This window comes from Pedobacter sp. TM02 (assembly GCF_059705275.1).
Map to the genome: position 1 here is coordinate 1153534 of NZ_AP046530.1, position 20783 is coordinate 1174316.

A 20783-nucleotide genomic window follows, 5' to 3' on the forward strand; every position below is an offset into this window, starting at 1 on the left:
AATACACGAATATAAGGTGTATTAATTACACTAAGTAATTTTTTTTCATTATTTTTATGGATTAACCGAGCAAGTGTCTTTATTTTGTTCTCATATTTACATATCTAAAACGTTAGTGTTTTGAAAGAAGTATTACCTGTATTTAATTCGGCTGTTTCCATCGACTGTGTGTTGTTTGGCTTCGATGGTGGCGAACTTAAGATCCTATTGATAGAGCGCAACGAAGAGCCTTTTAAAGATTGGTGGGCTTTGCCGGGCAACCTGGTGGGGGTAAACGAAAGCCTCGACCAATCGGCTTTGCGTATTTTGCACGAGCTTACTGGTTTGAGCGATATCTACATGGAGCAGTACTATACTTTTGGAGAAGTAAATCGACATCCGCAGGGCAGGGTTATTACCGTGGCTTACTATGCCATGTTGCGCCTGGGTGGAGACAAAGCCCTGAAGCCACTAACTTCTTATGCCAAAAGGGCGCAATGGATCAACGTAAAAGATTTGCCCAAACTGGGGTTCGACCATCAGCATATTTTTGATAAGGGTCTCGAAAAAATCAAGCGCCGTATCAAGCACTTGCCTATTGCTTTCGAACTTTTGCCCGAGAAATTTACCCTCACCCAGGTGCAGCATGTATATGAGCTCATTTTAGGCAAAAAACTGGATAAGCGTAATTTCAGGAAGAAGATTTTAAGCTTCGGCGTGCTCAAAGAACTAGACGAGAAGCAAAAAGGTGTTTCGTTCAGGGCCGCTACCTTATACAAGTTCGATAAACGGAAGTATGCCAAGCTTTTTGGAAAGGCTATTTCTTTCTAAAACAACGCGCTAGCTTCAGGGTTTTTTGGATTAAAACTTGTTTAACGTAGCTTTGAAAAAAATATTATATTTTCATGTAAAAATTAGTTTCGATGTGTTATATTTACACTATCAACCTTATTGAATGAAAAAACGCTACCAAATTATTTTACTTTTTGTCGGTTTGATGGTGATGAACAGCAGTGTTCAGGCACAATCAAGTGGTGTTTTGCCTTACTTGGGCGTAGCTCAGGTAAATGCAGATAGCCTAACTGCAGAAGGTTTCTTGAATGCAGACCTCAACAGTGAGTCTAGTTGGGAAAATAATCCATTTGGCGTTTTTCAGGTGATCAACTTTACCAATTACCCCAACCCGGCTGCTACTTCTACCACGATTGCCTATCAGTTAACCGACAGGGCCAACGTAAGTTTAAGGGTAATCGACCTTGCCGGCAAACAATTAGCCGTGCTGATCAATAAACAGGCGCAGGATGCTGGTAAAAAGGAATTTTTTTGGGAACTTTCTAAGAACAACATTACTTCTGGCATGTATATTTTGGTACTTCAGGTAGACAACAAAAACTACAGCCGAAAGATCATTGTACAATAAACCTAAACTAAAAACCAACCTAAACAAAAGTCCTCGATTATTTCGGGGATTTTTTTTGAAGTAGTTTTTGGGAGTTGTAGCTAGATTGCTCAATTGTTTAGAAGCAAGCTTTAGATCTAATTCTCTTCTTTAGCTTTTAGCGGTCTCTTCGGCTTTTATCCCTAATCTTCAGTAAAAAAGCCCCGAAGTTTTGCTTCGAGGCTTTTATTTTGTGCTTGTATAAAATTATTTTTTGCTCAAGTGGTATTCCACCAGGTCGTCTATTGGCGAGCGGATGATTTTGCCAACACCCATTTCATAACGGTCGGCCACAATACTTAAGATATCTCTGAAGCTATAGCCTACAGATCCTACACAGTTTAATTCGTAGTTTTTGTAGTTAGGGTAGTGGATCACCAGGTTTTCGAAGAAGGCGGTAAAGCCGTAGTCAACTACCGAGGTGGTGTAATCTTCGTAGCTTTCCTTGAAATCGTAAATAAACTTGCTAAAACCTGCACAGAAACGGTTAGGGAGCGGTTTGTTGTAGATATGATCGAAAATATCCTCGTTGGTTAAGGCATAGTTGTCGTAAAAGCTTTCTCTTAGGCCTTTTGGCATATAGCCTTTCATGTAGTCGGCCAAGATGCGCTTGCCGATGTAACTGCCGCTGCCTTCATCGCCTAGGAAATAGCCTAGCGAATCGATGTTTAAGGTAATGTCGTTACCGTCGTATAAACACGTATTGGTACCTGTACCCAGAATGGCGGCAAAACCTGCTTCATCGCCTAAAAGTGCACGGCAAGAAGCCAGCAAATCATGGCCAACATTGATTTTGGCGTTTACAAAGACTTTTTGCATGGCATCTGCAACGATTTTTTTGTTCGCATCGGTAGAACAGCCTGCTCCGTAGTAATAAACTTCTGTTAGCTTTTCAGGCTCTAAATGATCCGGCAAAGAATTTCTCAGGGAGCTTTCGATGTAATCGCCTTTAGAAAAATAAGGGTTGTAGCCCTCGGTGTTAAAATGGATTTTTCTTCCGGCTTCATTGATCAGGCACCAATTGGTTTTGGTTGATCCACCATCTGCAATAACTATCATTTTTTATTTTTTAGTTTAGTAAATTGGTAAAAAAGTCTACCAATATATGTGCCTTTTTTGAAATAAAAAATTAAAATTGAGTTTTTTATTCCTTAACAATTTCTTGATGTTAAAGATTTGAATTTATAGTTAAAACATCGGTTTTTTGTAAAGTGTATTTCATACACTATTTAGGCCTAAATCAGACCGAAATTTCAATTGGTATACGGTGGTTTTAACCATAAAAAAAAGCCCCCCGAATTTTTGGGAGGCTTTTGGATCGGTTTTATGTTTTTAATTTTTGGTCAACGTATAGGTTCTGTTGTATTCGTCTAAAACCACGGTGTAATTGCCTGCAACAGTAATGCCAATATTGGCACCGCCTTCTGCAATAACACCAGCTGTACCGCCATAGTTGTAATCCCAGTTGCCTTTGGTAAAGATAAATTTGAATTCACCTACAGTCAGGGTTGTGGTTACCGACCACTTGCCATTGCCTTGGTAAGTCATGGCTGGTAAGGCCGCATTGCCTGGAGAATTATCCCAGCCACCCGCCGTAGCATTACCAACCAGGAATACCGTGCCATCGGTTACCGAATATTTCAGGTTTTTGATGTCGGTACCATCCCAGGTAATGCGTTTAAGGCCTGTAGTGCCTGTAAATGAGAAGTTTGATTCGCCGGTTTCGAGCATTGAACCGTCAGTGGTGCCCTTGCCATAGTCTCTAGAGCCTGAAACGCTTCCGTTGCCCCAGGCATTACCGTCAATCATTTTCCACTCCTGTCCACCAGTAAGGGTTACGAAGCCTAGGAATTTATTGGTGGCAATAAGCGATAACGCTTGGCTAGGGAAAATGTTAGGCGGATTCCATCCTGCTGCGGTTGCCGCACCTACGGCACCCATCAGTCCATGGTCGGACTGTACATAATATTTCAGGTTTTTTTGATCGAAGGTCACCCGGTAAACCCCGCTTGGCCCATAGTTTTCAATGTTCACCTCATTCTCCACCAAGGCATCGCCAGGCGAACCAGGTTTCATGCCCCAATCAGATGAATTTAAGCTGCCCCCTGGCCATTGTTGCTGGTTCAGGAATTTTAGACCGCCATTGCCGGCATTCAGTTTTACGTAGATATAGAAAGTGCCAGGGTTTGACGCATCTGGAATCATTTGTAAGGCGCTTTCAGCTGTCCAACCTGCTGGTGTATCGCCACCGACCAAGAACATTTTAACTTCGCGGGTAATCACCAAATCGTTGACGTAATCGGCTGTTTTCTTGAAGTTGCCCGAAGTAGCTTCAACGGTCCATTGCAAGGCAACTGGTGTGGCTTGATCGGTATAGCCAGCTGCGGTCAGTTTGTCGCTGATGTCTTTATAACCTACAGCCAAGGCCGAATCGAGCCCCGAATTGTTGGAGGTATAGGTAAATATCGGATTGTTGAAATCGCCTCCTTTGGCCACAAATTTTACTTGGTATTTCACGGCATTGGCAACTACACCCGGAAATGCTTTCTGCCATTTGAAGTTCAGGAAGTCTGTGGTCGAGTTTGGATTGATGACAACCGGCGTACTTGAAGAAACCGGACCATAAAGCAAGAAATTGCTCACACCATCGCCCATGCGTGTAATGGAGATATTCATGGTTGCCGTATTTACTTTTACAGTACCATTGGTGGCTTGGATGGCCCAAATCAGGTCAACTTTAATACCATCGCCAACAGCCTTGGCTTTCAGTGCATCGTCTAGTTGCTTTTGGGTGAGGTTTAAGCTGGTGGCGGTGCCGTTGTTGTCGGCTGGAAATTCGATGAATGGTGCATCAAGGCTTCCGGTTTTCAAGGCCGCGATTAATTTGTAGGTTGGTTTGGTGCTTACCCCTGGTGTGGCCGCACTCCAGGTAAAGGTAACCTTGGCACTCGGCGTGGCCGAGTTGAGCACCCACATGGTATTGTTTGCGGGTGCGGTACTGGCAAACGAGCCCAGTGCCTCGCCCTTAGACTGCTCGTCGAATTCTGTTTTTTTACAGCCGAAGGCAATTGTTGCAATTGCCAGTAAAGTGTATAATATCTTGGTTTTCATATGCGAGCTTAATTAAATGGGGTATAAACTACTTCAGTAACCGGACCAGCTACAGGTACATTGGCTCCATTGGCATCTTTTACGCTTCCGGTAAACTGATAAGTAAACTTGGTAAGCTTGGTGCCTGCGGTTAGGGTGATTAAGCGTTCTGGAATGAACGAGTAAGAATACAGTATATTCGATTCTTTAACGGTAACCAATGCCGTTCTCGTAGCCACAACTGCCGGAACTGGAGTTGCATCGTTGTAAAAAACAAGGTTTACTTTGACGTCGAACATGCGTTGCAGGTTTTGGTCGGTAGCCAGGTCTTGGTGAAAATAAACCGTGGTCATATCGGTTTGATCCATTTTAGAAGGGAAAACCCTGAATTGCATAGGAACAAACACCAGGGGATCGAACTTGTAAGGTTTGTAATCCTGGGTTTGCTTGGTGCCATCCTTGGTTTTTGCCAAAAAGCCGAAATTGATCAATTCTGCTGGGCTTTGGCCGAATAGGGTAGTGCCTGTGAATTTAAAGGTAAAAATATTGGTGCCGGTTTTAGTCATCTTAGCGGCATCGGCCGAGTTGCCCCATTGGCCATTGGTTAAGGCATCTTTGCCGCCACCAACGCCATCGTTAGAGAAAGCCCAGATGTAAATGTCGTTTAAGCCAGCAAGCGGGGTACCAGAAACGTTTAAGGTAATGGTTACCTCATCTTCGGCGGTAAAAGTAGCCGGACTAAGCGTTACCTGTGCAAAAGCCAAGGTTGTGCTCAGTATAAATATGATAGATAGTATTAATTTTTTCATGACGAACTATTTTATCGATTACTTTTTCGTGAATTCATATTGGTAAACCAGAATTGTTTTGCCATTTACCTTTTTTTCTCTTTTCAAATAGAACTTTCCATTCTTCAGGTTGGCGTAAGAATCCAAGGTAAGGGTTGAGGTTTGCCCATTATTGCTCAGCGTAATGACGGTTGGCGCCTTTGTATTGTCTACGCTCCAATTGCCCGAATTGAGGTCGGCAATTTTTGGCGAATTGCCAGGCGTAATGGTAAAAGTGGAAGGTTTGCCGGAGGCATCGCCCTGAAAGGAAACCACCAATTCTTTGTAAGGATAAATGTTGGTAATGTCCAATTGTTTGTAAGGCCATCCATTCGAAACCGCATTTTGATCTACCTGCGTAACCTTGGTCAGGCTCCAGGTGCCCTGCATTTCTTTGAGGAAATTTTCTTCCGAACCAACAATCGGCCCAAATTCTTCTGGCTTGCATCCCCAAATGGTAGCAATGATAGTTGCCAGTAGTATATATTTAATCTTTTTCATGTTATTTAATTTTGAATGAACGAGTTTGAATGATAGCATGATTTTTTAATTCTCTCCTTTGATCATTCCTTAATTCAACCATTAACTAATTACATCCTCCTTCTGGGTTACGTTGGAAGGCTGTGTTGCTGGCCATTTCGCCCTGTGGAAATTGGAGTACCAGTCCTGGGCAGTTCCAAGGCGCACCACGTTTATCGATGTTTTCGCCTTTGGCACCAATTCTTTTGATTTCGGCGATGCGATTGCCTTCGGCCGCAAACTCGATGCTGCGTTCGAAACGTGCATTGGTTTTGATCAAGCTGGCCGATGAATTAAGCGGGATGCTTTTTGTTCCTGCATAAGCCCTATTCAGGATGTCGTTGATGTCTTGGGCTCCTATGCTTAAATTCTGTCCGGTTTCGGCGGCAGATTCGGCCCTGATTAGCTTCATGTCTGTTAAATACAATACCGGAATTTCAAAACGGTCGGCATTGTATTTTTTGGTTACCACAAAGCCTGGATATTTAACATTGTCGTACAAAGCTTTGCGTACATCGTTTGGCGTATTTACGTTGCTGTAAAAGTCGGTGGTAAAACGCAAGGTCGGCAAGCTGAAATCAGAACGGTACTGACCTCTCAGTTCGCCTCCCGGTTCGTAAGCGCCTTTGGTATTCACAATTTTGAAAATGCTTTCTTTGGAGCCTGTTTCAGAGAAACGCACCGCATAAGTGGCATCTAAGCTGAATTTGTTGCTGGTAATAACCTGGTTCGAATAGAGGTAGGCGTTAGGAAAGTCGTTCATTTGGAAATAAACTTTGGCCAATAAGGCTTTGGCAGCCCATTTGGTGGCATAGCCCCCATTGTCGTCTGGTAATTTGGTTTCTGCCGTTTTTAAATCAGAGATGATGAGGTCGTATACCTGTTTTACCGTGGCGCGAACACCTGGGTTGATGGTGGTACTGGTCCTGATCGGAACGCCCAAATGCGAATTGTCGGCCGTAAAGCCATAAGGCTGGGCAAACAGCTGTACCACTTCAAAGTGGCACAATGCCCTGATAAACCTGGCTTGGCCTTCGAGGTTATCTTTCAGGCTAGAAGCTTTATCCAGGTTCTCCAATACGATATTGGAACGATAAATGGCTTGGTATATATCGGTGTACATCGCATTTTTATATTCGCCGAACACCGAGGTTTTGCGGCCGAAGATTTCGCCAAAATCGCCACTTAGCTGTTGTCCGTTCAATTGGTCGGCCAGCATGTCGTTGATTACCTGTATTTTGCCACCAAACATGTTGCCACCCCCCACAATTTGGTAGGCCGAATTCATTTCGGCTTTCAAGCCGGTTTCGTCGGCTATGGCTACGTCTTTTGGAATCGATTCTGGCGATGTCGCTTCCAAGAATTTTTTACATCCGGTACCCATAACCGTCAGCACGGCAAGTACCAAGAATGATTTTGAAATGTTTTTATAATTGATTTTCATTTTCTTGTCTATTAATCTCTGTTGCCTAAAATGATGTTGATAACCCAAAAGTGAATGTTTTTTGCTGAGGCGTAGTCAAATAGGTTACGTTAGGACTCATGTTCCTGTCTTGCGGGTTTTCAAAGTCGCGCGCAATTTCTGGATCGCCTCCAGGATATTTGCTAAAAGTAAGCAGGTTCATGCCTGTTGCAAACAGCTTCAGGTTTTGCAACCTTAATTTACGTGCAAAAGTTGCCGGTACATTGTAGGCCAGGGTTACTTCTCTTAAACGTACAAAAGAAGCGCTGTACAAGAACATGGTCGAGTTATATTGCCACTCGCTCGATAGACCGGCATAAGTACCACTGTTCATCGTAAGGCGAGGGAATCTGGCGATGTCGCCAGGTTTTCTCCAGCGGTCTGCAATATCTTCCCTGATATTCCAATCGGTAACAATGCCCAATTGGCGTTTGGCCGAACCGTCGTACAAGTTGCCTCCAAAAGAGAAAGTAAACAAGGTGTTCAGTTCAAAGCCTTTAAAGGTAAACGTGTTGGTTAGGCCACCTACATAATCAGGCAATACTTTGCCAATCGGCACGCGGTTGTCCAAAGAGAAAGTTTTGGTTTCGTAGCCGTTTTTGTCAAGCCAAATCGGCAAGCCATCGGCAGGATCTACGCCTTTGTAGCGAACAAGGAAATTGGTGCCAATAGGGTAGCCTACCGCAATACGGGTATCGTTGGTACCACCGCCAACGGCATCTGGTGTAAGCTGGTCGAGGCTAAGTACTTCGTTAAAGTTTTTCGAAACATTTAAACGGGTTACCCATTTAAAGTTTTTGGCTTGCACGTTCACCGTGTTTAGGCTCAACTCGTAGCCTTCGTTCAAGATTTTGCCGACGTTAACCCAGCCTGCATTGAAGCCGGTAGAAGGCGAAATACCGCCATTAAGCAAGGCACCAGTGGTTATTTTTCTGTAATAAGAAAACTCTCCAGAAATGCGGTTGTTGAAAAGTCCGAAATCCAGTCCTAAATCAAGGTTGCGGCCTTCTTCCCATTTCAGTGCAGGATTTTGCACGTTAGTAGGATACAATACCGGATTGCTGTTATAGCTTCCAGAAAACTGGAACTGTTGATAGTATTGCGAAGGAGGGAAGTTTGAACTACCCACCAAACCATAGCTGGCTCGTAGTTTTAAGTTGCTGATGACCTTGCTGTTTTTCAGGAAATCTTCTTGGCTGATGTACCAAGAAGCTGATGCGGCAGGGAAATAGCCGTATTTATTTTCTGGACCGAATTTAGATGAACCATCTCTACGGGCTAAGATTTGCAAATAGTATTTGTTGTCGTAAGAATAGTTGATCCTTGCGAATAACGAGGCAAAAGTATCGCGGTTTGCACCTGCATAATAAACCAATCCATTATTGGCGGCCAAAGTTTGCATAGCTTGGTAAAAACCTTGTAGGTTACTCGAAAAAGGAGCATCAGACGGACCGCTTATACCATCTTTGTAGTAATTTTTAAAAGAAACCTGCGACTCGGCGCCTGCCATGATGGTCATTTTGTTTTTGTCGTCCATCTGCCAATCGTAAGTAGCTATTCCAGAAAAGTTTCTATTGAAAATTTTGGTTGGATATAGGGTAGCGCTGCCTACGGTAGAACCGTTTAGTGCCGCCGGACTAAAGATGTTGTCTTCTACATCTAGATTATCCATGTTGAAGCTGCCTTTTAAGCTGAAGTTTTTGAAAGGCTTTAGTTCCATGGTCACGCCTGCAACAATACGCTCATTTCTGGTTTTCCAATCTAAAAGACCCAGGTTACGTGCCGGATTGGCACCGTTGCTAAAGAAGGAGCCATCAGCATTGTAAACCGGATAAATTGGAAGTGCCGTCGACATCGCATCGCCGATACCGCCGCTCCAGGCCGCATTTACGCGTTGGTTAATTCCCTTGTCATATCCTACATTGATGCTGGTTGAGAAGTAGTTGGTGGGTTTGATATCGAAATTGGTCCTGAAGCCATAACGCTCGTAAGAGTTGCCTTTTAAAAAGCTTTCGTTATTGCTGTAGTTGGCCGAAACATAGGTTTTGATTTTCTCTGTGCCTTGGCTAAAAGATACGCTTTGATCGTTCGATTTGCCGGTTTGGGTTAGGATGTCCCACCAGTCGGTATTGTTTTGCTGTGCCTGTGCCCAGGTTAAGCCTCCTGGAAGCGGAGCTAATCCAGTATTGCCATCATTTGTCCAGGCCTCTTGGCGTAATTGTAGCCACTCTGGGCCATTGGCAAATGTAGGTTTATTGGCGTAGGTACTCAGACCGAATTTGCTCGAAAGCGAGATGCTTGGCTTTCCTGCTTTTCCTCTTTTAGTGGTAATGAGGATAACGCCATTGGCACCACGTGAACCATAAATACCGGCGGCACCGGCATCTTTTAAAATCTCTACCGATTCAATATCGTTAGGGTTGATGGTGGCCAAAGGGTTTTGGTTCATCGCGCCACGGTTGCCGGTAATGAAAGGATCGGAAGTAATCGGAATACCATCTACTACATATAAAGGATCGCCACCAGCACTGATAGAGCCGATGCCCCTGATCCTGATGACCGAACCGCTACCTGCCAAGCCGCTGCCTTGGGTTACCTGCACACCAGGTGCCTGTCCCTGCAAGCTGGCTTCAAAACTCGGCGTAGGCAAGGCTGTCAGCTTATCGCCGCTTACCTTGGAAATGGCGCCGGTTACCTCGCGTTTGGTTTGTGTACCATAACCTACCACGATAACCTCGTTCAGGTTTTGCGATTCGGGCTTCAGCTCAAAATTAAGCACTACATTGCCAGCAGCTACCGTTACCGATAACTTGGTGGCGCCAAAACCAATATACTTTGCAGTTACGGTATAGGTGCCGGCAGCTAAACCTGTAATGCGGTAGTTGCCATCGTTGTCTGTTGCGGTAATTTTTTGGATACCGTCTACTTGAACCGATGCCCCCGGAATAGGCAGTTTGGAATCGTCAAGAATTTTACCAGAAATGCTTCCAGTTTGTGCATAAGCTGCCGATGTGCAGAGCGCAAAAAACATCAACAAACAAAGCTTAATAGGGTAGAGTATTTTCATAGAAAAAAGCCCGTTTTAAAGTTTAAATATTTGGTTATAATTAATTGTGTATTACACTATTGTAAATTTAATGGCGCAGATTAGAAATCAAAATTTTATATCATAATTTTTTTTGGGACCATATTTTATGGAGGCAGAAGGCCTTGAAAAGCAAATAAATGAGCGATTTATTTTTTTAAAAACCTGTATTTTTTTTGTTTAAATAGCTGATAATTAATTTTTTGCAATTTAAAAACCTAAATTAAAGTGTGATTTTTACACTAAGTTGTTTTGTGGCATGTTTTCGGGAACGTTTTCGGGAACGTTCCCGAAAAAGCGGAAAGAAAATGAAATAATGTTGCAATAAGAGGGGGCAGATTCTGCGCGTTTTTGAAAAACCGGAGAAAAAACTGATCAAAAACCATCGGTTTTCTGAGGCTGAAAATGGCGGCTCACCTGAACCTGTTTTAGGCCTTCGAAGTCGACTCGCGCTGTACCAGTTTCGAGTTCAAAACAAGCTGCGTAGTTGAGGTTACATCGGTGGGGTTTTCGAGCATTTTAAACAGCAGTTCGGCGGCGGTTTTGCCCAGCTCTGAAGCGGGTTGCGTAACGGTACTTAACGAAGGGTTGAGCAGGGGCGCAATCTCCAGGCTAGAAAAACCTATTACCTTTAAATCTTTGGGTATAACAAGGTTGATGTCGTAACAGGCATAGTAAGTGGCAAAGGCCAAGCGCTCAACCGAGGTAAAAACGCCATCAGGTTTCAGATCGATAAAAGCCTTTTTCAAACGGTCAATATTTTCCTTGTAGTTGTTGGTACAGTCGATGATCAGTTCGTCTTCAAAAGGAATCTTGAATTTTTTGAGGGCATCGATATAGCCCTGCATCCGTGTTTTGCCAATAGAAAGGGTTTTGTTTACGGCCAGGTAGGCAATGCGTTTGCATCCCTGTTGGATCAGGTGTTTGGTGGCGGCAAAGCTGCTGTCGTAGTCGTTGGTAATAACCCTCGGGGTTTCAATATCTTCGTAAACCCTATCGAAAAATACAATGGGCAGGCGTTTTTTCGACAATTCGTTCAGGTAGTTGTGGTTGTTGGCTTCGCCCGATACCGACATGATAATGCCATCGGCCCTGCCATTGTGCAGGTGTTTGATAAAGGAAACCTCTTTTTCGAACTGGTCGTTGGTGGCATAAACCAAAATGTGGTAGCCTTTGGCGCTTGCCACACGCTCAATGCTCTGTATGGCGAGCGAGAAATAATTATTGGCCAGTTCGGGTACAATAACGGCAATGGTTTTGCTTTTTTGCTCCCTCAGGTTACTGGCATAATGGTTAGGCTGGTAGTTGAGCTCTTTGGCCATGGCCAGGATGCGCGCCTTGGTAGCGGCACTGATATCGCTGTTATCTCTAAACGCTCTCGAAACAGTAGAAGTAGAAAGATGAAGGGCCTTCGCTAATTTTTTAATGTTCACATTGTCCATCTACCGGCAACAATTATTGTCATGATTTGATTTGTGTGTAAATATAAATGATAAAAAAAGTAATTATTTCTATTTATTTGTTAAATGATTTGAAATTGGCACATTTCATCCAATAAACAACCTTAAAACGGTAAATTTAACCTCACTGTTATGAAGCGCATCTTATTTTTGGTTCTTTTCAATATGGTATTTTTAGTCGCTGATGGCCAGGTTAAAGTTCGTTTTGAGCTGCTCGATATGCCTAAAGCCACCGAAGTAAAGCCTGCTTATTTTGTAGCCGGCAATTTTAACAGCTGGTCGCCCAACGATGCCAATAGCCAGCTTGTGAAAACGACAGGGAGCTATGTCTTGGAAAAATCCCTCCCCCTTGGCAACTACGAGTTTAAAATTACCCGTGGCGATTGGAGCAAGGTGGAAAGTGCAAGCAGCGGACAGGCCATCGCCAATCGGAGCTTTACGCTTAAAAAAGATACGCTTATCCGGCTAAACGTTGCGGCCTGGGCCGATGCCTTTAAGAAAGAAGCGCCCCAATCTACAGCAACAACAAACGTACACTTGTTGGATAGCGCCTTCGAAATGCCTCAGCTCCATAACAAAAGAAGCATTTGGATCTATTTGCCTCCTTCGTATGCCAAATCGAAGCAAAAGTACCCAGTGCTGTACATGCACGATGGACAAAATGTGTTCGATCAATCAACTGCTGGTTTTGGCGAATGGGGGGTTGATGAAATATTGGACAGCCTGATTGCCAAAGGGGCGCAAGAATATATCGTGGTAGCTGTTGCGAATGGAGGTAGCGAGAGGCTTAAGGAATACAATCCCTACGATAGCCAATATGGAAAAGGCAAGGGTAAAGCTTATGTGGCTTTTTTGGCCGAAACCCTAAAGCCCTATATAGATCAGCATTATCGAACTTTGAGAGACAGCAAGCATACGGCAATAGCGGGTAGTTCGATGGGTGGTTTGATTTCGATGTATGCCATGGTGGCCTATCCCAATGTTTACGGCAAAGCCGGTATTTTTTCTCCGGCATTTTGGCTTGGCAAGGCTATCGAAACCGACATTAAAAATGCTGGTGTTGCTTTAAAAGGGCATCAGGTTTATCTGGTGGCAGGTGCTTTGGAGGGCACAATGATGACCAGAGATATGGAAAGCGTTTATCAGGTTTTGCTAGGCACTGAAAAAGAGCAGCTCCTTAAGGCGGGCAAAGACGTAAAACTGGTAGAAAAAGCCGATGGCAAACACCGCGAATGGTTCTGGCGACGCGAATTTCCGGCGTTTTATGAGTTTATTGCGAATTAACATTTATTCAAACATGAAGGCATTAGAGCCGTTAAGCCTGATGTTTGCCTTTATAGCGTACCTGATCTTCTTAATTCCTTAATGGTTACCATAGTTTTAAACATGAAGGCTTTAAGGACATTAAGGCTGATGTTTGCCTTTATAACGCACTTAATTCTTCTTAACTCCTTAATGGTTGCCATAGGTTAAACATGCAGGCATTGAGAGGCATTAAGGTCGATGTTTGTGACTGGCACACCTGCCTAAATGTTTTCTTAATTCCTTAATGGTGAAAAAACATTGAGCTAAGCGCTACCCTGTTTAATTATTGCTTTTATAGCTTTTTACCGATAATATTACAAAATCAATAAGGCTTTTTGCAAAGGAGTTTTTTAATTTGCTGGCAGATTAGATATTTCCTTTTATCTTAATCCCTTTAATGCTGATAACAAATGAACAAGATAGATTTTAGGAGCGACACCGTAACCAAGCCAACGCCCGGTATGCTCGATGCGATGATGACAGCCAAGGTAGGCGACGATGTTTTTGGCGAAGACGAAACCGTTAATGCCTTGGAAGAAAAGCTGGCCACTATGTTCAACATGGAAGCCGCACTGTTTTGCCCTTCGGGTACCATGAGCAACCAAATTGCCATCAAGTGCTTTACCCAGCCTATGGATGAAGTCATCTGCGACCAAACGGCGCATGTGTATCGCTACGAAGGCGGGGGCATTGCCTACAACTCGATGGCTTCGGTACGTTTGCTTAATGGCGAGAGAGGTATTTTGACCCCAGAAATGATCGAACCTGAAATCAATGCCGATAATATCCATTATCCCAATTCAAGTTTGGTAGTGCTCGAAAATACCGTAAACAAAGGAGGTGGCAAATGCTATACCCTTAGCCAAATCGCGCCCATTCATAATCTGTGTGCTATAAAAGGAATAAAACTTCATTTAGATGGCGCCCGGGTTTTCAATGCCTTAATGGCAACTGGCGATAAAGCCAAAGATTACGGTCATTATTTCGATGGGATTTCAGTTTGTTTGTCCAAAGGCTTGGGCGCACCTGTAGGCTCTGTATTGCTCAGTTCGAAAGCTACCATTAAAACAGCCTTAAAAATTAGAAAAGTATTGGGCGGAGGGATGCGCCAGGCAGGATTTTTGGCGGCAGCCGGTATTTATGCGCTCGACCATCACGTAAACCGCCTGGCCGAAGACCACCAGCATGCCAAAGCCCTAGCCGAAGCCCTGCAACAGACCAGTTACGTAGAATCGGTGACGCCGGTCGAAACCAATATCGTGCTTTTTGAAGTGGCCAAAGGCCTCAAAGCCGACCATGTAGTCAAAGCTTTAGAAAGCAAAGGTATTTTGTGTAACAGCACTTCCGATAAAACCATTAGATTTGTGACCCATTTAGATGTTTCTTCCGCTATGGTTGATCAGGCAATAAGCAACATCAAGGGGTTGCATGTGTAAGGATAAACAAGGTTTCGCAGGCAATTAAGCTTGATGTAAGCTGTAGTTAAACGGGCTAAATTGTGAATTGAAAACTGCCGGCCCAAGCTGGCAACCAAAATACTGTATGAACAAAATATTAGTGGCCAATCGTGGCGAAATTGCTTTGCGCGTAATGCGTTCGGCAAGGGAAATGGGTATCAAAACAGTGGCTGTTTTTTCTGAGGCCGACCGCTCGGCGCTGCATGTGCGCTATGCCGACGAGGCGATTTGTATTGGCCCGGCGCCATCAAACCAATCTTACCTGCTTGGCGAAAAGATAATCGAAGCCTGCAAAGCTACCGGTGCACAAGCCATCCATCCAGGCTATGGCTTTTTGTCTGAAAATGCAGCTTTTGCCCGTGCGGTAAAAGAAGCCGGGTTGATTTTGATTGGTCCAACACCCGAAGCCATGGAGATTATGGGCAATAAACTGTCGGCCAAGGCCGCTGCACTCCAATACAACATTCCGATGGTGCCGGGAACCGAAGAAGCCATAACCGATATTGAAGAGGCCAAACAACGTGCCATTGAGGTTGGGTTCCCCATCCTGATCAAGGCCGCTGCAGGCGGTGGTGGCAAAGGCATGCGCATTGTAGAAAAAGTAGCCGATTTCGACGAGCAGATGCACTTGGCAGTAAGCGAAGCCACTTCGGCTTTCGGCGATGGGTCGGTGTTTATCGAAAGATATGTAACCTCGCCTCGCCATATCGAAATCCAGGTGCTGGGCGATACCCACGGCAATATTGTGCATTTGTTCGAGCGCGAATGCTCGGTACAGCGCAGGCACCAAAAGGTAATTGAAGAAGCTCCATCGGCCGTGCTTACGCCCGAGATCAGGGAAAAAATGGGCCGTTGTGCCGTTGATGTGGCCCGCTCAGTAAACTATGTGGGGGCAGGTACGGTAGAGTTTATCCTAGACGAGAACCTCGATTTCTTCTTTTTGGAAATGAATACCCGCCTGCAGGTAGAGCATCCGGTTACCGAAATGATTACCGGATTGGATCTGGTTAAAGAACAGATTAAAATAGCCAGGGGCGAGGCATTGAGCTTTAAACAGGAGGACCTGAAAATTAATGGCCATGCCATGGAACTGCGCGTTTATGCAGAAGATCCGCTGAATAATTTCCTGCCCGATATCGGTACCTTGCAAACCTACCGCACGCCCAAAGGCAATGGCGTAAGAGTTGACGATGGTTTTGAAGAAGGAATGGAAATTCCGATTTATTATGACCCGATGATTGCCAAGCTGATCACCTATGGCAAGGATAGGGAAGAAGCCATCGAACGCATGATCCGTGCCATCGACGAATATGACATTACAGGCATACAAACTACGCTGGGCTTTGGTAAATTTGTCATGCAGCACGAGGCCTTTACTTCGGGCAAATTCGACACCCATTTTGTGGGCAAATATTTTAATTCCGATAGTTTAAGGAGCGAAAGCGAAGAGGAGGCCATGTTGGCCGCCTTAACAGCCGTTAAGATGTTGCAACAGGAAAAAACAGCCTTAAACCAAAGTGCCGAAAGCGAACAAAGCCAAAGCAACTGGTTAAGGAACAGGAAAAACTATATTTAAGATGTTTACCGGAATTATCGAAACCCTAGGAAAAGTAGAGAAGGTTGTTGCCGAAGGCAGCAATCTGCATTTTACCATTCAATCCGACATCAGCCATGAGCTCAAGATCGACCAAAGTGTTGCCCACAATGGCGTTTGTTTAACGGTAGTGGCTATTGAAGAGCATTCGCATACCGTAACGGCTATTGAAGAAACCCTGGATAAGACCAGCTTGGGCCAATTAAAACTAGGCAGCAAGGTAAATTTAGAGCGTTGCATGCAAATGAATGCCCGCTTAGATGGCCACATTGTGCAGGGTCATGTTGACCAAACCGCTCAATGTATTTTGGTCAACGAATTGGATGGCAGCTGGGAATACCGGTTTAAATATGATGGCAGTACAGGCAACGTAACCGTTGAAAAAGGCTCCATCTGTGTAAACGGGATCAGCCTTACGGTGGTTAATTCGGACGTAAACGAATTCTCCGTATTCATCATTCCCTATACTTTTGAGCATACCAACCTGCAGGAGGTAAAAGTAGGAGATACCGTTAACCTCGAGTTTGATATCATTGGCAAATATGTAGCCCGTTTAATGGGCAAGACAACTCCTTAATGTACAGCAAAGAAGAAGCCTCAAAAATACGCCAGTCTTTTTGGATTACCTTTGGCAAATACATGAAGCCTATTCCGTCGGCAGCTGGAATGCCTGTAAACTGGGTCAACTACAAAACGGGTGTAAAGCATATTTTCTTTAGGCTGGATGCCGATAAGCGAGGCGCCAGTATTGCCATTGAATTGGCTCATCCCGACGCCGGTTTAAGAGAACTTTACTTTGAACAATTCCAGGCCGTAAAACCTTTGCTAATCGAAGCCCTAGGCGAAGAGTGGGAATGGCAGGCCAATACTACGAACGATTATAACCAACCTTTAAGCCGCATTGCAAAAACCACAACGGGGGTTAGCCTCTTTAAACAAGAAGACTGGCCCGTAATTATTTCGTTCCTCAAACCACGCCTCATGGCCCTGGATCAGTTTTGGAGCGATGTAAGACCTATTTTCGAAGCACTTTAGTACCTAACATTCGCTGTGGGAGCAACGCCCGAGACAAGAGCCATGTTCTATTTCGCAGCCGCTTCTTTCGGACCGCTTAAAGCTTCTATTCTCGTTTTTACATAAACAATTTGTGCTTTGTCTTTTTCCGGGTCTGGTTTGCTTTTTAAATAAAGGTTATAATAGGTCAATGCGTTTTTGGCTTGTTTCAGGCTTAAATCGTACAATAAGCCCATCCTGTAATAAATAGAATTGCTTGTGCTAAAAGTAAGTCCCCTTTTATAGGCCGTAAGTGCATTGGCAAACTGTTTCTTCTCTTCGTAAATACTGGCCAAGGTGCCATAATAAGCGGCTGTATTGGTTGATATGCCTTCGTCGATTGTCTTCTTGGCATAAAGTACGGCCATGTCGTAGTTCTTCAGCTCGCGATAGCTTAAAGCCATATAGTACACAACGCCTTCGTTAATGGCGCCAACATCTTCCAGAACTTTGTAAAGGCTCAGGCATTTCTGGTAGTTCTTTAAAAAGAAATAGGCTTTGCCTACATCTTTCATCACGTTGGCATCGGCATCGTTTTGCAATAGTTTCTCGCCAATGGCAATTACTTCTTTGTATTTGCCCAGCTGATTGGCCATAGGCAACAGGGTCTGTTGCAAGATAAAGTTACCGGTATCGGCCGTAATGGCTACTTTCAATACATGGTAAGCAGGTTCGTATTGCTTGTCGTTGCGATAAGCCGTAGCCAGGTCATAAGCCACATCGGCATCTGTTGCGTTTAAGGCATTGGCCTTTTTGAGATAGGCCAGTTTTACATCGCTGCTATCGGTAAGCCCTGCCAATTGTTTGTAGGCACTAAAATTGGTGCTGTCTATCGAAATGATCTGCGCTAAATAGCTTTTGGCCTTGGCATTGTTGCCCCTTCTTGTATTGATATTGGTAAGACTAAACAGTACAGGCAGGCTATTGGGCTGTATGGTATTAAGCTGCAAGTAGTTTTTCTCGGCATCCGGCAACCTGCCCGACATCATGTTGCAATAGGCCATTTGGCCTAATGCCTTTACGTCTTGTGTATCGCTGGGGTAGACGCTTTGCAGGTATTGGGCAGCCTCGGCATAGCGTTGGCTTTGGTAATACTCTAACAATTTCTCTTTATCGATACTAACAGTTTGGGCAGATAAACTTTTGCAAAATAGCAATACAAACAAAAAGGGAAGCCAGTTTCTCATAATCAATTATTTTAAACTAAATTATTAGTTATTTGCCTAATCTCCAAATTTTCGGAGCACAAATTGTTCAAGGGCCAAACTTTTTGGCAAGGTAATTGGTTCTATTGTGGCAAAACATATTGTTAAACCTTAATTAGAAAAGCATATGGATACCTTAAAGAAGTTTGAATTAATGGAAAAGATTGTAAGGGAATTGGAAGACTTGCAGCACTCTCAGCAGGCCATTATCCAAAAAATTGGAAAAATTGAAGTTGACAATATAGAGTTGGGTGATAAAAAACTGGAAAAAGACTTGCCAGACATGCACCAGCGGGTGGCCGACAACTTAGATACCATTGTGGATATCCTGGCCTATTTTGCCGATAAAACAACCAATTTTGGCAACAAAAACAATGTAGAGGCGCTCAAGGAGCAGCAGGCCATTAACGAAGTAACAGGTCAGAAATAACAACAAGAAGGCTCCCAAGTGGAGCCTTTTTTATTTGGAAGTGGGTAGACTGAGGCAAAATTTGGCACCTTGGCCTTCTTGGCTGCTCACCGTAATATCGCCATCGTTACGGATCATAAAATCCTTGCATACCATCAGGCCAATGCCGGTTCCCTTTTCGTTAAAAGTGCCTCTGGTAGTAATGTTCTCGTTTTTAAACAAACGCTCCAAAATATGGGCCGGAATGCCAACACCGTTATCTTGTATGCACACCAGCATGGTACCATTGCGCTGGTACGCGGCAGTGATGTGTATCTCGCAGTTTTCATGACAAAACTTAATGGCATTGTTTAAAATGTTGCGCATCACGATCTGGATCATCAGGATATCGGCATAAACCATCTCGCCAGGAAAAACATCATGAATGATTTTTATTTTCTTGGTGGTAGCCGCGGGCATGTGGTAATTAATTTCGTTGATGATGAGGTTGCGCAGGTTGAAAAACTCCTTTTTGATGCCAAAACCTTTGAGTTGGCTTCTCGACCAATGCAGGATGTTTTCCAGCAAATCAGTGGTATAGATAATATCCTTGCTAAGCGTGGGCGAGATGCTCTTGAATTCCTCGCGGGTAATCTGGTCGTTGGCAATCATTTTAAGCACTTCGGAAAGGTTAACCAACGGGCCGCGCAAATCATGTGCAATAATAGAAAATATCCTGTCTTTAAGCTGGTTCAGTTTTTCCAGTTCATTGGCCTGTTCCTTGGTACGAATAGCTTCCCGTTTAAAATTGGTCAGGTCTTGGAGCTTGATAATGATAAAATCGTTGTTGATTTTGTTGTCGACCAAAAAAAGGATATCGGCTTCGAGGTAAAGTACCTTGTTTTCGAGGGCGATGTCAAGCTCTACCTTGCCAGGTTGATGGTTCTTGATACGTTCGAAGAAATGAGGCTGGTTCGGAAAGATCTTTTCTAACGGTGTACCTATGATTTTTTGGTCTTTGGCTATCGAAATGTAGCGTTGTATGGATTTGTTATAATCGATGATGCGATTTTGCTGGTCGAGTACAAAAAAGCCATCCTGCATCAGTTCCAGCACCTTTTCGCGCGCAATGGGAATAATATCGAACAACTTAAATCGGTAAATGCCAATCAGGATTAGAAAAGAAGTAAGCACAAAGGCAAAGGGCGTAACATCCAGATGGATAAACGGCCTAAATCCGAGTAGGTAGCTCATGTTGGCCAGCCAAGGTAAAAATGCCGCAATAACAATGCTGTAGTTCTGTTTTTTGTAAATGGGGTCAGAAGTCCTGAACTTCATCAAAATCAGGTAGCAGCCACAAGCCAGCAGCAGGTAAAAGTAAATGGTAAAAATACGGTACCAGATGCCGGGGGTAATGGCTACCATCGGAAAAGGGCCATCGGTAGCAATTGCAATGTGCTTGTAGTGCAGGTGATGGTAGCTGTTGGTCCAAACCATTAATATGGTAACGATGGGTACAATCAGAATGAGGGCAAAGTTCAATCGCTTTTTGTACCAGCATTCCTTGTCGCAAAAGCTGAGGCAGAACAAAAACCAGTTCAAAGGCAGGGTGGCAATGCCGATGTATTCGATATTGATTAAAAACTTGATCTGGCTTAAGGTGCTGCTGGCCAACTCGAAACCATAGGCTATAGACCAAATGGCGTTAGATAGCATCATCATCGAGAACCATTTTACGGCTTCTCCGCCTCTTCTGTAAATGTAATTAGATAAAACAATCGTTGTACAGCCACAAGCCAGCAAAACAATCGCATAAATATTAAATGAAAACTCCATTTAAGAAGGGAAAATACTCAAAAACAAACACTTGAAAATTGACAAAGGGTACTGATAAAACTACAAAATTTAGCTTTCAATTTAA

At 43.9% G+C, this 20783-nt stretch carries 17 protein-coding genes; 8 read left to right on the forward strand and 9 right to left on the reverse strand.

Annotated elements, in window-relative coordinates; translation table 11 throughout:
* Window positions 1-120 precede the first annotated feature (120 nt).
* Window positions 121-810: an NUDIX hydrolase gene (locus AC6H1S_RS04920; protein WP_199141936.1), complete on the forward strand. Its 690-nt coding sequence runs from the start codon at window positions 121-123 to the stop codon at window positions 808-810.
* A 124-nt stretch (window positions 811-934) separates the two neighbouring features.
* Window positions 935-1399: a T9SS type A sorting domain-containing protein gene (locus AC6H1S_RS04925; protein ID WP_497565363.1), complete on the forward strand. Its 465-nt coding sequence runs from the start codon at window positions 935-937 to the stop codon at window positions 1397-1399.
* Window positions 1400-1624: 225 nt separating this feature from the next.
* Here the strand turns inward: AC6H1S_RS04925 and AC6H1S_RS04930 are convergent, their stop codons facing one another.
* From AC6H1S_RS04930 to AC6H1S_RS04960, 7 genes are all read right to left on the reverse strand, one after another.
* Window positions 1625-2476 (reverse strand): N-acetylglucosamine kinase, encoded by an 852-nt coding sequence (locus AC6H1S_RS04930; protein WP_199142036.1) that lies wholly within the window; start codon window positions 2474-2476, stop codon window positions 1625-1627.
* Window positions 2477-2749: 273 nt separating this feature from the next.
* On the reverse strand, window positions 2750-4528 hold the full coding sequence (locus AC6H1S_RS04935) for a SusE domain-containing protein (protein WP_497565364.1): 1779 nt from the start codon (window positions 4526-4528) through the stop codon (window positions 2750-2752).
* A gap of 8 nt (window positions 4529-4536) precedes the next feature.
* Window positions 4537-5316, reverse strand: coding sequence for a hypothetical protein (locus AC6H1S_RS04940; RefSeq protein WP_497565365.1), 780 nt, complete (start codon window positions 5314-5316; stop codon window positions 4537-4539).
* A gap of 18 nt (window positions 5317-5334) precedes the next feature.
* Window positions 5335-5835: a DUF5004 domain-containing protein gene (locus AC6H1S_RS04945; RefSeq protein WP_497565366.1), complete on the reverse strand. Its 501-nt coding sequence runs from the start codon at window positions 5833-5835 to the stop codon at window positions 5335-5337.
* Between the two features lie 85 nt (window positions 5836-5920).
* Complete coding sequence (locus AC6H1S_RS04950) at window positions 5921-7297, reverse strand: RagB/SusD family nutrient uptake outer membrane protein (RefSeq protein ID WP_497565367.1); 1377 nt, start codon at window positions 7295-7297, stop codon at window positions 5921-5923.
* Window positions 7298-7322: 25 nt separating this feature from the next.
* Complete coding sequence (locus AC6H1S_RS04955; RefSeq protein ID WP_497565368.1) at window positions 7323-10382, reverse strand: SusC/RagA family TonB-linked outer membrane protein; 3060 nt, start codon at window positions 10380-10382, stop codon at window positions 7323-7325.
* 446 nt (window positions 10383-10828) lie between these two features.
* On the reverse strand, window positions 10829-11842 hold the full coding sequence (locus tag AC6H1S_RS04960) for a LacI family DNA-binding transcriptional regulator (protein ID WP_497565369.1): 1014 nt from the start codon (window positions 11840-11842) through the stop codon (window positions 10829-10831).
* 150 nt (window positions 11843-11992) lie between these two features.
* Here AC6H1S_RS04960 and AC6H1S_RS04965 point away from each other — a divergent pair, with 150 nt between their 5' ends.
* From AC6H1S_RS04965 to AC6H1S_RS04985, 5 genes are all read left to right on the forward strand, one after another.
* The gene (locus AC6H1S_RS04965) at window positions 11993-13144 is read left to right on the forward strand and encodes an alpha/beta hydrolase-fold protein (RefSeq protein WP_497565370.1); all 1152 of its coding nucleotides are present in this window, start codon (window positions 11993-11995) and stop codon (window positions 13142-13144) included.
* 431 nt (window positions 13145-13575) lie between these two features.
* Window positions 13576-14601: a threonine aldolase family protein gene (locus AC6H1S_RS04970; protein ID WP_497565371.1), complete on the forward strand. Its 1026-nt coding sequence runs from the start codon at window positions 13576-13578 to the stop codon at window positions 14599-14601.
* A 106-nt stretch (window positions 14602-14707) separates the two neighbouring features.
* Window positions 14708-16198: an acetyl-CoA carboxylase biotin carboxylase subunit gene (gene accC / locus AC6H1S_RS04975; RefSeq protein ID WP_199141505.1), complete on the forward strand. Its 1491-nt coding sequence runs from the start codon at window positions 14708-14710 to the stop codon at window positions 16196-16198.
* Window position 16199: 1 nt separating this feature from the next.
* Window positions 16200-16793 carry a riboflavin synthase gene (locus tag AC6H1S_RS04980; protein WP_497565372.1) on the forward strand — a complete coding sequence of 198 codons (594 nt, stop codon included), beginning with the start codon at window positions 16200-16202 and terminating at the stop codon, window positions 16791-16793.
* Entirely contained in the window at window positions 16793-17251 is a 459-nt protein-coding gene (locus AC6H1S_RS04985) for a DUF4268 domain-containing protein (RefSeq protein ID WP_497565373.1), read from the forward strand. Before AC6H1S_RS04980 ends, AC6H1S_RS04985 begins: the two co-directional genes overlap by 1 nt.
* Before the next feature lie 47 nt (window positions 17252-17298).
* Here AC6H1S_RS04985 and AC6H1S_RS04990 read toward each other — a convergent pair whose 3' ends face one another.
* Window positions 17299-18456, reverse strand: a complete 1158-nt coding sequence (locus AC6H1S_RS04990; protein WP_497565374.1) for a tetratricopeptide repeat protein — start codon at window positions 18454-18456, stop codon at window positions 17299-17301.
* A gap of 145 nt (window positions 18457-18601) precedes the next feature.
* On the opposite strand from AC6H1S_RS04990, the gene AC6H1S_RS04995 reads away from it, so the two are divergent.
* Window positions 18602-18904 carry a hypothetical protein gene (locus AC6H1S_RS04995; protein WP_199142040.1) on the forward strand — a complete coding sequence of 101 codons (303 nt, stop codon included), beginning with the start codon at window positions 18602-18604 and terminating at the stop codon, window positions 18902-18904.
* Between the two features lie 30 nt (window positions 18905-18934).
* On the opposite strand, the gene AC6H1S_RS05000 is transcribed toward AC6H1S_RS04995, so the two are convergent.
* The gene (locus AC6H1S_RS05000; protein ID WP_497565375.1) at window positions 18935-20698 is read right to left on the reverse strand and encodes a sensor histidine kinase; all 1764 of its coding nucleotides are present in this window, start codon (window positions 20696-20698) and stop codon (window positions 18935-18937) included.
* Window positions 20699-20783: the final 85 nt, after the last annotated feature.

Excerpts from the sequence above, each read along its gene's own strand:
- AC6H1S_RS04995 (WP_199142040.1), top strand. The coding sequence starts at position 18,602 with ATGGATACCTTAAAGAAGTTTGAATTAATGGAAAAGATTGTAAGGGAA.
- AC6H1S_RS04960 (WP_497565369.1), bottom strand. The coding sequence starts at position 11,842 with ATGGACAATGTGAACATTAAAAAATTAGCGAAGGCCCTTCATCTTTCT.
- AC6H1S_RS04935 (WP_497565364.1), bottom strand. The coding sequence starts at position 4,528 with ATGAAAACCAAGATATTATACACTTTACTGGCAATTGCAACAATTGCC.
- AC6H1S_RS05000 (WP_497565375.1), bottom strand. The coding sequence starts at position 20,698 with ATGGAGTTTTCATTTAATATTTATGCGATTGTTTTGCTGGCTTGTGGC.
- AC6H1S_RS04945 (WP_497565366.1), bottom strand. The coding sequence starts at position 5,835 with ATGAAAAAGATTAAATATATACTACTGGCAACTATCATTGCTACCATT.
- AC6H1S_RS04965 (WP_497565370.1), top strand. The coding sequence starts at position 11,993 with ATGAAGCGCATCTTATTTTTGGTTCTTTTCAATATGGTATTTTTAGTC.
- AC6H1S_RS04940 (WP_497565365.1), bottom strand. The coding sequence starts at position 5,316 with ATGAAAAAATTAATACTATCTATCATATTTATACTGAGCACAACCTTG.
- AC6H1S_RS04930 (WP_199142036.1), bottom strand. The coding sequence starts at position 2,476 with ATGATAGTTATTGCAGATGGTGGATCAACCAAAACCAATTGGTGCCTG.
- AC6H1S_RS04990 (WP_497565374.1), bottom strand. The coding sequence starts at position 18,456 with ATGAGAAACTGGCTTCCCTTTTTGTTTGTATTGCTATTTTGCAAAAGT.
- accC (WP_199141505.1), top strand. The coding sequence starts at position 14,708 with ATGAACAAAATATTAGTGGCCAATCGTGGCGAAATTGCTTTGCGCGTA.
- AC6H1S_RS04980 (WP_497565372.1), top strand. The coding sequence starts at position 16,200 with ATGTTTACCGGAATTATCGAAACCCTAGGAAAAGTAGAGAAGGTTGTT.
- AC6H1S_RS04950 (WP_497565367.1), bottom strand. The coding sequence starts at position 7,297 with ATGAAAATCAATTATAAAAACATTTCAAAATCATTCTTGGTACTTGCC.
- AC6H1S_RS04970 (WP_497565371.1), top strand. The coding sequence starts at position 13,576 with ATGAACAAGATAGATTTTAGGAGCGACACCGTAACCAAGCCAACGCCC.
- AC6H1S_RS04955 (WP_497565368.1), bottom strand. The coding sequence starts at position 10,382 with ATGAAAATACTCTACCCTATTAAGCTTTGTTTGTTGATGTTTTTTGCG.
- AC6H1S_RS04985 (WP_497565373.1), top strand. The coding sequence starts at position 16,793 with ATGTACAGCAAAGAAGAAGCCTCAAAAATACGCCAGTCTTTTTGGATT.
- AC6H1S_RS04925 (WP_497565363.1), top strand. The coding sequence starts at position 935 with ATGAAAAAACGCTACCAAATTATTTTACTTTTTGTCGGTTTGATGGTG.